This window comes from Porphyromonas bobii (genome assembly GCF_943169685.1).
In the GTDB taxonomy this organism is placed as follows: domain Bacteria; phylum Bacteroidota; class Bacteroidia; order Bacteroidales; family Porphyromonadaceae; genus Porphyromonas; species Porphyromonas pasteri.
In genome coordinates, this window is the sequence record NZ_CALPBU010000003.1 from 171,524 (window position 1) to 184,384 (window position 12,861).

A 12,861-nucleotide genomic window follows, 5' to 3' on the forward strand; every position below is an offset into this window, starting at 1 on the left:
CAGAGTTTTTTCCTACCTTTATTAGGGCAAAGCGGGAGCCCTCCCACACCTTTGCCCTACGCCATTCAAATACATTCACCCCTTGGACCCATACCTATTATGAGCCAGATCAAGAACTATATCCGCGAGCACGAAGCTCGCTTCCTCGAGGACCTCTTCGAGCTCATCCGCATCCCATCGGTCAGCGCCAAGAGCGAGCACAAGCCCGACATGCAGCGCTGTGCAGAGTACTGGCGTGATCACCTCAAGAAGCTCGGCGTACAGACCGTAGAGATCTACCAGACGGCAGGTAACCCCATCGTCTTCGGGCACTATGAGAAGGACCCTTCCAAGCCCACGATCCTCGTCTACGGACACTATGACGTCATGCCCCCCGAGCCACTCGAGCTGTGGAAGAGCGAACCCTTCGAGCCCGAAGTACGCGACGGCCACATCTGGGCACGCGGTGCTGACGACGACAAGGGTCAGTCGATGATCCAGATCAAGGGCTTCGAGACGGCTCTGGCACTCGGTCTCGTCGAGTGCAATGTGAAGTTCCTCCTCGAGGGTGAAGAAGAGATCGGCTCGACGCACCTCGAGCAGTTCTGCCGTGAGCACCTCGAGATGCTCCGCGCTGAGAACATCATCGTCTCCGACACGAGCATGGTCAGCGCCGAGACACCTTCGCTCACCACGGGCCTGCGCGGTCTGGCCTACTGGCAGATCGAGGTCACGGGTGCCAACCATGACCTGCACTCCGGGCACTTCGGCGGTGCTGTCGCTAACCCCATCAACGAGCTCTGTAAGCTCATCGCTCAGGTCCAGGACAAGGACGGGCGTATCACCATCCCCCACTTCTACGATGACGTCGTGCCCCTCTCGGATGAAGAGCGCGCGATGATCGCGAAGATCCCCTTCAGCGAAGAGGAGTACAAGAAGTTCCTCGACATCGATGACCTCTTTGGCGAAGTCGGCTACCACACGCTCGAGCGTAATAGCTGCCGTCCTTCCTTCGACGTCTGCGGCATCTGGGGTGGCTATCAGGGCGAAGGCTCAAAGACCGTCCTTCCCTCCAAGGCCTATGCTAAGGTCTCTTGCCGCCTCGTAGCTAACCAAGACCACCACAAGGTCAGCCAGGCCTTCATCGACTACATCGAGAGCACCGCTCCGAAGTACGTCCGCGTCAAGGTCACGCCTATGCACGGCGGCGAAGCCTACCTCTGCCCCATCGACCTGCCCGCCTATCAGGCAGCCGAAGAGGCTGTCGCAGTAGCCTTCGGCAAACGTCCTCTGGCGGTACGTCGTGGCGGTAGCATCCCCATCATCGCAGCCTTCGAGCGCGTCTTCGGCGTGAAGACCATCCTTATGGGCTTCGGTCTGGAGAGCAACGCCATCCACTCGCCCAACGAGAATATGCCCCTGGATATCTTCTACAAGGGTATCGAAGCCGTCGCCGAGTTCTACAAGATTTACCCCAAGCGATAGGCTCCTCACCCCGAATAGATATCTATGACCTCTATCCTAATAAAGAATGTCCTCCACGGGACGACGACTACCGACGTCCTCATCGAGGGAAACCTTATCACTCGTATCGCCCCAGGCATCTCCGCTCCCACAGGAGTGGAGGTGCTTGACGGCACCGACAAGGCGATCATCCCCGGCTTCATCAATACGCATACCCATGCATCGATGACGCTCTTCCGTGGCTACGGCGATGACCTACCGCTGATGACGTGGCTCGAGGACTACATCTGGCCCGTCGAGGCGCAGATGACTCCGCATGACGTCTATGTCGGCGCCAAGCTCGCCTGCCTTGAGATGCTACGCTCGGGCACGACCTGCTTCCTCGATATGTATATGCACCCGCTGAAGACCGCCAAGGCAGTCGAAGAGATGGGGCTACGTGCACATCTCTCCTACACGCTCTTCGACCAAGGCAACCCCGAGCGTGCTGCACTGGACCGCAAGCGCAGCTACGAATACATGGAGCGCTTCGGCGAGTTCAGCGACCGCATCACCTTCACCCTTGGCCCACACGCTATCTATACGGTGAGCGGTGAACAGCTGCAGTTCTGCCATCAGTTCGCAGTAGAGCACGGTGTGAAGATCCACCTGCACCTCTCTGAGACCAAGGGCGAGGTAGAGGAATGTATCCGCCTGCATGGCCTCAGCCCTGTGCGCTACCTCGAGAAGCTCGGCATCCTCAGCGAGCACCTCGTGCTGGCGCACGTCGTCTGGGTAGATGATGAAGAGATGGATCTGCTGGCCAAGCACAACGTCTCCGTCGTGCACAACCCAGCCTCCAACATGAAGCTCGCCAGTGGCTACACCTTCAAGTACGAGGAGATGAAGCGCCGTGGCATCCGCATCGGTATCGGTACGGACGGCTGCTCTTCGTCGAACAACCTCGACATGGTCGTAGCGATGAAGCTCGCTTCCTTCCTCGGGAAGGCTTGGCGCTTCGACAGCACGGCGTGCAAGGCTGACGACATCTTCGCCTCTGCTACAGCTGTGGGTGCAAACATCCTCAACCTCAACGCAGGGCGCATCGAAGAGGGACGCCTGGCAGACGTCTGCCTCGTCGACCTCAATACGCCTGAGCTCGTGCCGCTGAATGACCTCACGTCGAACCTCGTCTATGCTACCTCGGGCAGCAGCTGCATCGACACCGTGATCGTCGATGGGCGCATCCTCATGCGCGACAAGCACGTGCCAGGGCAGGAAGCTATCATCGCGGAAGCCCGCGAGGTAGCCCAGCGTCTCTTCAGTAAGCACAGATAAATGCGGGGACTTCCCTCCATACTTCACCGAGTAGCACACGCAGCCTTCGGCAGGCGACTAAGCGAGCGTCTCTGGCTCTTCGTCTTAGTCTTCCTCGCCCAGCTGCGTGTGCTACTGGCTTATCTACCCTATCAGACCGAGGTGCCCTCGGGCGAAGTACTCCCGCTGGTCCTCAGCCAGCTCCTTCGCATCGGGGGCTGGGCGAGCCTCCTGACCCTCCTCTTCGCCCTCTCCCCGTGGAAGTGGCTGACCCGCACGCTCGGGCTCCTCTTCTCCGTCATCGTCCTCACCCTCTCCGCCTACGAGCTCTACCTCATCGGGCTCTACCATGTGACCTACAACATGGACTTGGCGCAGATCATGCTCTCGACCAACTGGCGCGAGGGCAGTGAATTCCTCGACAGCATCACCGCCGAGCAAGCCCTCCGCGTGCTCTGCCAGCTCACGCCTGCCGTCGTCATCGCCTTCGTAGTATCCCTCGTCTTCAGGAAGAAGTATCCCTCCTGCATCACCCTGTGCTGCAGCCTTACGATTACACTTCTCTCCCTCTTCGTGGGTCTCGAAAACATCTATAGTAACCTCCGTCTATGTCGTCGGCATTACAACTTCGGAGGACTCGAATACGCTGGTATTGATCGCACGATCTTCAATACCCTTAGTGCTCACAAAGCGATGAAGCATATCGCTGCAGAGCTGGATATGATACGCCGCTCCCAGCACAAGCTCAATAGCGTCGTCATTAACCCCATATCTAAGGCTCCACTCAACATCGTCCTCATCCTCGGAGAATCAGCCCGTCGTAGCAGTATGCACTGCTATGGCTATCCTCTGCAGAACACCCCCTATGCAGACAGTCTAATTCAGGCTCAGGAGCTTATTCCATTCTCCAATGTTGTCTCGCCAGCCTCAGCAACGATCCTCTCCAATACGCGTTCACTGACCTTCTACACTCAGGAGCAAGGCGAAAAGCCCTGGTATAAGTTCCCTTCGATTATTAATGTGCTTCGCCAAGCAGGGTATGCTACAGCCTGGATCGCAAATCAAGAAATCACAGGTAAGTACTCGATGTCTAACCTACTGGGTAGACAGGCGGATATCCTCACGGGCAATCCGGCCTTCTTCAAAGGACTGGGCGGAGAAGGTGTAGCAAATCGCCCCGACTTGTTTGATGAAGTCATACTCCCCTTTCTCCTTCATCATCGAGACCTATCAGATAGTCTCCGAATGAGCTCCCCCAGAGGACTCTTCCAGATCGTTCATCTTATGGGTTCGCATATGACCTACAAAGAGCGATACCCCCAAGCATTCAACAAGTTCACATCCGATAGCCTACCCATCCACAAGGGAGAAGCTAAGGATCTGGTCATCTCAGCCTACATCAATAGCCTTCTCTATACCGACTACATCATCCACGAGATCATAGAGCGCTACCGCGAGGAGAATGCCCTCATCATCTATCTCTCCGACCACGGCGATGCGCTCTTCGACGAAGACTACCCCGAGCTGATGGGCCATGCACTCGTACCCCGAGCCGTAGAGATCCCGCTCTTCGTCTACTTCTCCCCACAGCTCCGTGAGGAGCGCTCCGACCTCTGGCGTCAGATAGGTCGTCAGCGAGATAAGCGTATCCTCTCGGATCTGCTCACACACGCTCTCGTAGATCTCCTCGGCATCCATACCGAGTATACACAGCCACGCTTCAACTTCTTCGCGCCCACCTACGACGACCGTCGTACTCGCATCGTCGTCTCCCCCACGTCGAATAAGAAGATGGTGATGGAGTAGCCCGCTTCACACCAAGCCTCCCCACGTATATATTCATCAAGCGATCACGGCATTTTTGATGCCAGCTATCTCCCTATATATTGGGTATATCGCTCCGCTAAATCTGCATACACTTTTTTTCTACTTTTACAGCGTCAAAAGACGAACGAACAATAGATCCTATATGAAGCGATTACTCTATCTACTCGCCACACTACTCGCTCCCATCCACGTGTCGGCACAGATGCTTTTCTCTGAGAATATGACGATGAGCATCGATAGCACGAAGACACTCCAGGGGACGATCAGCCCTTCACTCAACTTCCAGACCGAGAAGGAGGAGGTATTCACCTTACGCAATAGCGCCAATATCAACCTGCTCATCAAGCGTAGCCGAGTGATCAACCTCATAAATAAGTTTGAGTTCTCCACCTACGGTAAGAAAGTGACCCTCAGTGGTGGGTATATACACGCCGAGTATCGCTACCTGCTGGACCGAGCCTTTGAGGTCTACCCTTACGCGGAGTCTCAGTGGGCTGCGAGTAGAGGGATGGCCTTTAAGTTCTCTACGGGGATTCAGTCGCGCTATCGTCTGCTGAATTCCTCAACAACCCTCATGTTTGCTACACTGGGCTTATTCTACGAATATGAAGAGTGGGAGCGCCCGATGCCCGCTACGAATGGCCCCAAGTATGCCTACAGCCACCGCATCAAGAGCCATCTCTCGCTCAGCATGCGGAATAAGATCGGCGAGCACTGGGAGCTCACGACGACCGCCATCCATCAAGCGACTCCTGACACTTACTTCAAGGAAGCCCGCTTCGGAGGTGCCGTTGACCTCAAGTACGACATCACGCCCACCATCGGGATACGAGGCACCTACCGCCTGATCTATGATACAGACCCCATCGTAGACATACGTAAGGACTACAATGTAGTCGATGCCGGCCTCGACATCTCATTCTAACAGCAGTCTAATCAATCTCACCTCATTCATATAATATGACAGCACTTTCCTACCTCCAGTCGGATGACCTCTTCTATCTGAATGTCTTCCTGAAGCTACTCCTGGGCTTACTTGCCATTGTCCTCGTCATCAACAAGTCTGGCAAGGGCAATCTAGCACCAACCTCTGCGATAGACCAGGTGCAGAACTATGTCCTCGGGGGTATCATCGGTGGGATCATCTATAGCCCAGCCATCTCGATCCTCCAGTTTGCAGCCGTCCTCGCGATCTGGGCCTCCCTCATCATCGGCCTGCGACGACTCAAGACGAAGAACCATAGCATCAAGAGATTCATCGATGGCGCTCCTGTTGTCCTCATCAAGCACGGGGTCCTCGATGTAGAGGCCTGCCGCAAGGCTAAGATCACAGCGAACGAAGTAGCATTCAAGCTACGCCGCGAGGGGGTCTACCACATCCGCGACGTGAAGCGAGCTGTCTTCGAGCAGAATGGAGAGCTCATCATCGTCCTGAAAGGCGAGGAGAACCCCAAGTACCCTGTCATCACAGATGGCATCGTACAGACCAGCGTGCTGGATGACGTAGACCGCACCGAAGAGTGGCTCGCCGAGGAGCTGCAAAAGATGGGATATGAGTCTGCTGCAGATATATTCCTTGCCGAATACGAAAGCGGGGAGCTGAAGCTGGTACCCTACAACTCCACCGTGCAAGAAAAGGAGTAGATAGCGCCGTCTCCCTTCCCCGATTATTGCTATATTTGTTTTGCCCTTGAGGCAAATACTATTCGCAATATTCGGCAAGATATATCCCTATTATTATGCTCGACCAACACTATCACGAGGCGGCCAACTACCTGGCATCACGCCTGCCAAAGGATATCAAGACCGCCATCATCCTCGGTAGCGGCCTTGGCAAGCTCGGCGACATGCTCGAGAATCCCACCATTATCCCCTACACACAGATCCCCCACTTCTCACACTCTACGGCTATCGGCCATAAGGGGAATCTCATCGCTGGTACCCTCTCGGGCGTAACCGTGCTGTGCATGCAGGGGCGCTTCCACTACTACGAAGGCTACCCTATGGAGCAGGTCACCTTCCCCATCCGCGTGATGAAGCTCCTCGGTATCGAGAACCTCCTCGTCTCCAACGCCGCAGGTGGTATCAACCAGACCTTCCGCGTAGGTGATCTGATGATCATCCGCGACCACATCAACAACCTCCCCAACCCGCTCATCGGCCCCAACGTCGAGATGTTCGGCCCACGCTTCCCTGATATGACGCGCCCCTACGACCGCGAATTCATCACGAAGGCTAAGGCCATCGCTCAGGAGCTCGGCATCCACGTCCACGAAGGTGTGTATGTCGGCCTCACGGGTCCCTCCTACGAGACCCCTGCTGAGTACACCTACTGGTCTCGCTCGGGTGGTGACGCTATCGGTATGAGCACCGTACCCGAAGTCATCGTCGCACGCCACGCTGGTATCCGCGTCTTCGGTATGTCGGTCATCACCAACGAAGGCTGGCACTTCGATGATGACTTCGTCAACGATGGTGACGACGTCGTACGCGCAGCCAACGCTGCCTCCGACCGTATGGGCCGCATCTTCAGCGAACTCGTACGCCAGCTCTAAGTATGACTCCATAGCACAAAGACATCAGCCCCGGTGTAAGTACAGGCACTTACACTGGGGCTGCTTTGTAGCGATCTCAAGGGAGGGGAGGCACAAAGCTCTTCTCCAATCACACAAATATTAGCGTGTCGCAACAATTCGCAGACCTATGATGTCGTCAAGTAGTTCGCTGATATTGGATCCTCATCGCAGCTCCGGCTCCGCAGAGAATTATATTTAGCCCTATATAGATTAAATAGCCGTGAGGCTACGTTCCCTTTATGGAGGTCGGTACATCTAAATTAGACCTATCGACTTCAGTCCTCCTCGGCATACGCACTTACGCAGTGCTTCGCTATCATCACCCTTTACCTCAAGTAGTATATGTCTCATCAGTCGGCGGTATCTTCTGATTCGTCTCGATCCATCAATCTCCATAGTCAGGTCTTACGAGGCTTGGCCATCCTCTCGATCATCCTCCACAACTATACGCACTGGATGTATGGAGCGATCTTCGAGAATGAGTTTACATACCAAGAATGGCACGTCTCGAAGCTCCTGAACTACCTATCACACCCCGACGGAAGACTCCCCCTACAGCTTTTCTCCTTCTTTGGACACTATGGCGTCGTGATCTTTGTCTTCCTCAGCGCCTACGGCCTGGAGAAGAAGTATGGACGCACTACCAAGGAAGTTCGCCCCCTCCCCTTCATCTGGACGCACTACCTCAAGCTCCTCTCAATGTGTATCGTGGGCTATGCGGCATACCTCCTGATAAATGCTTTCTACGTAAGCTATCCCACCTCTACGATCTTCGGAGTACTGAGCCAGCTCACAATGCTCAGCAATCTCCAGATTTGCTCCTTTGACACCTTTGCCCCAGGGCCCTATTGGTACTTCGGGCTCATGCTCCAGCTTTATGTCGTCTATCGTCTGCTCCTTTTCCGTCGCTCGTGGGGCGTGATCGTCGGAGCAATCTTAGTGTGTAGCATCGCTCAAGCCTTCGTCACCCCTGATGGAGCTGTCATGACGTGGCTACGTACCAATTTCGTCGGGAGCATCCTCCCCTTCGGTCTTGGCCTCCTCTATGCGCGCTATGAAGAGGATATCCAGCTGAGCAAGACGGCATACGGAATCATTGCCCTGGTCTCGATCGCACTGATCTTCGTGACAAGCCTCTCCCTCCTGCCATGGATCACGACTCCGATCTTCGTCTGTGCTCTCGGCATCTCATGCACCCAACTCCTTCCAAAGAGTGTGAATAAACCTCTCGCTTGGGTCGGTGGTATCTCCGCAGCGATCTTCGTCAGCCACCCGATCGTACGCCAGCTGGGGCTTGCACTAGCAGAGAAGCTCCACTTCTCCCCCTACCAGAGCGTCCTGACCTTCCTCATCAGCGCACTACTGCTCGGAGCACTTTTCCAGCCCATCCTCAATCGCTCATCCAAGCTTTTCATGAGGCTGGCTAAGCACTAAGCAAGAGCCAAGCAAGATATATAGCACGCGGGGTGGACCAATATTGGTCCACCCCGCGTACTTTATTAGGAGCTCCCAACTACGTATAAGGAATGGGGGTGTGGCACAGGACGAAATTGCGTACCTTTGACAGAGGAAAGCGCGAGCATGGGGACGACCTTATCCCGTGCCCCTTTACCACCGACACAAAACAAGCACTATTCAAAGCAAGCGATATGGACATCAACGAAGAGCTTCTACACCACCCAGAGAATGATCCAGCCTACCTCGGGCTCAAGGTCAATCAAGGCGTGGCAGCCCAGCCTATGGTCAATCCCAACCTACGACGCGTAGCTCGCCGCACCTATACGGTGGACGAATTCGTCGAAGGCATCCTCCGCTCCGACATCACCTGCCTCAGTCAGGCCGTGACACTCGTCGAGAGCAACCGCCCCGACCATCAGGCCATCGCCCAGCAGATCATCGAGCGCTGCCTCCCCTACGCGGGGAAGTCAATGCGCATCGGCATCACGGGGGTACCAGGTGCAGGGAAGAGTACCTCGATCGACACCTTCGGGATGCACCTCGTCAAGCAGGGGCGACGCCTGGCAGTCCTCGCTATCGACCCCAGTAGCGAGCGCTCTGGTGGTAGTATCCTCGGGGATAAGACCCGTATGGAGCAGCTCTCCCGCGAGAAGAATGCCTTCATCCGCCCCAGTCCTTCGGCAGGGTCACTCGGCGGTGTAGCTCGTAAGACGCGTGAGACGATCGTACTCTGCGAGGCTGCAGGCTTCGATACGATCTTCGTCGAGACCGTCGGCGTCGGTCAGAGTGAGACGGCTGTACACTCTATGGTAGACTTCTTCCTCCTCATCCAGCTGGCTGGGACTGGCGACGAACTGCAGGGGATCAAGCGCGGTATCATGGAGATGGCTGATGCCATCGTCATCAACAAGGCCGATGGTGATAACATTGACAAGGCCAACCTTGCGGCCACCCACTTCCGTAATGCCCTCCACCTCTTCCCTCCTACGGAGTCAGGTTGGCGCCCCAAGGTCCTCACCTACTCAGGCTTCTACGGTCTTGGCATCAAGGAGATCTGGGATATGGTCGATGAGTACCGACACTTCGCCACGGACTCGGGCTACTTCGAAGAGAAGCGCCAGCGCCAGACCAAGTGGTGGATGTACGAGAGCATCAATGAGGCTCTGAAGAGCTCCTTCTACCAGAGTGAGGCTATTCGAAGCCTGCGCCCCGAGGTAGAGAACGACATCCTCTCTGACCGCCTTTCCTCCTTCGTCGGAGCTCAGCGTCTCCTCGACGCCTACTTCAAGAGTCTCAAGTAAGCAAGCAGAAGGTAAAATAAAGTATAAGGGAGCGGGGTGGAAGTGCAGTCTCCACCCTGCTCTCTGATGCTAAGTACACCTTGCATATTCGAAGATTTACCGTATATTTGCAGGGCAAAAAGAATGATATTCATACAATTAAAATATTTCATCAACTATGACGAAAGCAGAAGTGGTGAGCGATATCGCCAAGAGCACGGGAGTAGATAAAGAGACTACTCTGGCAGTGGTAGAGGCGTTCATGGAGTCAGTCAAGGACTCTCTGGTACGTGGAGAAAACGTCTACCTCCGTGGCTTCGGTAGCTTCATCATCAAGGAGCGCGCAGAGAAGACTGCTCGCAATATCTCGAAGAAGACTACGATCATCATCCCCAAGCGCCGCATCCCTGCCTTCAAGCCCTCGAAGCTCTTCGCCTCCAAGGTCAAGTAGTGGATCGAAAGCCGAACTATAGTAAATAATCATATAATCAAAAGCAGCTATGCCAAGCGGAAAGAAAAGAAAGCGCCATAAGATGGCTACGCACAAGCGTAAGAAGAGACTCAAGAAGAACAGACATAAGAAGAAGTAATGTCACATGCGCGGGGGTAGGGCAGTTCACAAGACGTATGCCTTGCCCCCGTACACTTTATACTACTTCCTTTTTTACTCTACTATCATTAACGAATCCGCCAAGTGAACAGTGAACTGATCGTCGACGTCTCCGCCAAGGAGATCTCGATGGCTCTACTGGAAGACCAACGACTGGTAGAGCTCCAGCGCGAGCGTCGTGACCTGGCCTTCGCCGTCGGAGATATCTATCTCGGACGCGTCAAGAAGGTGATGCCTGGCCTCAACGCAGCATTCGTCGATGTAGGATATAAGAAGGATGCTTTTCTTCATTACCTCGACCTGGGGATGATCTACCAAGCGCAGCAGCGCTTCCTCGAGCAAATCGAGAAGACCAAGGCAGTACCTGCCTTGAGCAAGATCCCCACCTTCCCTGACCTGCCGAAGGATGGGAAGATCGCTGACTACCTGAAGGCTGGGCAGAATGTCCTCGTCCAAGTCGTCAAGGAGCCTATCTCCACGAAGGGGCCACGCCTCTCGGCTGAGATATCCATCGCAGGGCGAAACCTCGTCCTCGTCCCCTTCTCCGACAAGGTATCCGTCAGCGCTAAGATCGAATCACACGAGGAGCGAGCACGCCTCAAGCAGCTCATCCTCAGTATGAAGCCTAAGAACTTCAGCGTGATCATCCGCACCTCGGCCGAGGGTAAGCGAGCCAGTGAGCTCGATCAGGAGCTCAGCCGTCTGCTAAGACGCTGGGAGGAGAGCATACAGAAGCTCCCCAAGATCACCAAGACCCCAAAGATCGTCTACGAAGAGTCCAGCCGTGCCTTAGGCATCCTGCGCGACACCTTCAACCCCTCCTTTCAGAGCATCCACGTCAACGACAAGGCCTACTACGAGGAGATACGCGAGTATGTCCGTCAGATAGCCCCTGGGCGTGAAGATATCGTCCGCCTCTATACGGGGAACCTCCCCATCTTCGATGAGAAGAATGTCACCAAGCAGATCAAGGCGTCCTTCGGGCGTACTGTCACCTGTAAGAGTGGTGCTTACCTGATCATCGAGCAGACTGAGGCCATGTACGTCGTGGATGTCAATAGTGGCAATCGCTCCCGTAAGAGCACCGAGCAGGAGGGTACAGCGATCGACGTCAATCTCATCGCAGCCGAAGAGCTCGCTCGTCAGCTCCGCCTGAGAGATATGGGCGGTATCATCGTCGTCGACTTCATCGACATGCATGACCAGAAGAATCGTCAGCTCCTCTATGAGCACATGGTCAAGCTGATGGAGAGCGACCGCACGCGACACAATATCCTACCGCTGAGTAAATTCGGCGTGATGCAGATCACCCGTCAGCGTGTGCGCCCCGCCACCCAGATCAATACGGATGAGACGTGCCCCACGTGCCTTGGCACAGGGAAGATGAAGTCCTCTATCCTCTTCACCGATCAGCTCGAAGAAAAGCTCCGTGACTTAGCTCCACGCTTAGACACGTCCTACATCAACGTCCACGTACATCCCTACGTGGCCGCCTACCTCACCAAGGGGTTCTTCATGTCCATCGCCCGCCGCTGGAAGCTCCAGATAGCTCGCGGGATACGTGTGACCCCCAATCAGAGCCTCGGCTTCCTCGACTACAAGTTCGTAGACAAGGAAGGCAACGAAATCGAGGCCCTCGAAGAATAACCTACGATAAAGCCCGTAGAAGATCCCTCCCCTATCCCATAGCGATAGTACTCAGGGTATCTTCTGCGGGCTTTATCTCTACTGAGAGCGAGACCCGATACGATGAACGCCTACCCGTCCAAGCTCGTCGAGCGAGCCGTAGAGCAGCTCTCTACCCTCCCAGGGGTAGGGCGCAAGACCGCTCTACGCTTGGCGCTACACCTGCTCTCACGCCCCCCGATTGATACCCATACCTTCGCTGATGCCCTCGTAGAGATGCGAGATGGTATCGTCTACTGCCGGCAGTGCTACAACATCAGTGATACCGAGCTCTGCCCCATCTGCTCCAGCCCCCAGCGTGATAGCTCCACCGTCTGCGTCGTACAGCATGTAGGCGATGTGATGGCTATCGAGAATACCGGTCAGTACCGTGGTGTCTACCATGTCCTCGGCGGGGTCATCTCCCCTATTGACGGCATTGGTCCCGACGATCTGAAGATCCCCGAGCTCATCGAGCGGGTACGTAGTGGCAGTGTCCGTGAGGTCATCTTGGCGCTGGGCACGACGATGGAGGGGGACACGACGAACTTCTTCATCTACCGCAGCCTCGCGGGGCTGGACGTACGCCTCTCGGTCATCGCCCGCGGTGTAGCCATCGGGGATGAGATCGAGTATGCCGACGAAGTGACGCTCGGCCGCTCCATCCTCACTCGCACGGACTTCGATCAGTCGCTAAGCTTCTGAC

At 55.4% G+C, this 12,861-nt stretch carries 11 protein-coding genes; all 11 read left to right on the plus strand.

Going from position 1 to position 12,861, the window contains the following annotated elements:
* Positions 1–99 precede the first annotated feature (99 nt).
* The 11 genes from KO088_RS04480 to recR all read left to right on the plus strand — a co-directional run bounded on the left by KO088_RS04480 (position 100) and on the right by recR (position 12,860).
* Positions 100–1,464 (plus strand): dipeptidase, encoded by a 1,365-nt coding sequence (locus tag KO088_RS04480; protein WP_215493750.1) that lies wholly within the window; start codon positions 100–102, stop codon positions 1,462–1,464.
* A gap of 24 nt (positions 1,465–1,488) precedes the next feature.
* The gene (locus KO088_RS04485; protein ID WP_215493751.1) at positions 1,489–2,760 is read left to right on the plus strand and encodes an amidohydrolase family protein; all 1,272 of its coding nucleotides are present in this window, start codon (positions 1,489–1,491) and stop codon (positions 2,758–2,760) included.
* On the plus strand, positions 2,761–4,545 hold the full coding sequence (locus tag KO088_RS04490) for a phosphoethanolamine transferase family protein (RefSeq protein WP_215493752.1): 1,785 nt from the start codon (positions 2,761–2,763) through the stop codon (positions 4,543–4,545).
* Between the two features lie 163 nt (positions 4,546–4,708).
* Entirely contained in the window at positions 4,709–5,491 is a 783-nt protein-coding gene (locus tag KO088_RS04495; protein WP_215493753.1) for a DUF481 domain-containing protein, read from the plus strand.
* Positions 5,492–5,526: 35 nt separating this feature from the next.
* Positions 5,527–6,210, plus strand: coding sequence for a DUF421 domain-containing protein (locus KO088_RS04500; protein ID WP_060935241.1), 684 nt, complete (start codon positions 5,527–5,529; stop codon positions 6,208–6,210).
* 95 nt (positions 6,211–6,305) lie between these two features.
* On the plus strand, positions 6,306–7,121 hold the full coding sequence (locus tag KO088_RS04505; RefSeq protein WP_044114621.1) for a purine nucleoside phosphorylase I, inosine and guanosine-specific: 816 nt from the start codon (positions 6,306–6,308) through the stop codon (positions 7,119–7,121).
* A 363-nt stretch (positions 7,122–7,484) separates the two neighbouring features.
* Positions 7,485–8,576: an acyltransferase family protein gene (locus KO088_RS04510; RefSeq protein WP_215493754.1), complete on the plus strand. Its 1,092-nt coding sequence runs from the start codon at positions 7,485–7,487 to the stop codon at positions 8,574–8,576.
* 215 nt (positions 8,577–8,791) lie between these two features.
* Entirely contained in the window at positions 8,792–9,901 is a 1,110-nt protein-coding gene (gene meaB / locus KO088_RS04515) for a methylmalonyl Co-A mutase-associated GTPase MeaB (RefSeq protein ID WP_060935239.1), read from the plus strand.
* A 157-nt stretch (positions 9,902–10,058) separates the two neighbouring features.
* A complete protein-coding gene (locus KO088_RS04520; RefSeq protein WP_009432465.1) occupies positions 10,059–10,331 on the plus strand; it encodes an HU family DNA-binding protein in 273 nt (90 codons plus the stop codon).
* A gap of 243 nt (positions 10,332–10,574) precedes the next feature.
* Entirely contained in the window at positions 10,575–12,137 is a 1,563-nt protein-coding gene (locus tag KO088_RS04525; RefSeq protein WP_215493755.1) for an Rne/Rng family ribonuclease, read from the plus strand.
* Positions 12,138–12,239: 102 nt separating this feature from the next.
* Complete coding sequence (gene recR, locus KO088_RS04530) at positions 12,240–12,860, plus strand: recombination mediator RecR (RefSeq protein ID WP_009432452.1); 621 nt, start codon at positions 12,240–12,242, stop codon at positions 12,858–12,860.
* Position 12,861 lies beyond the last annotated feature (1 nt).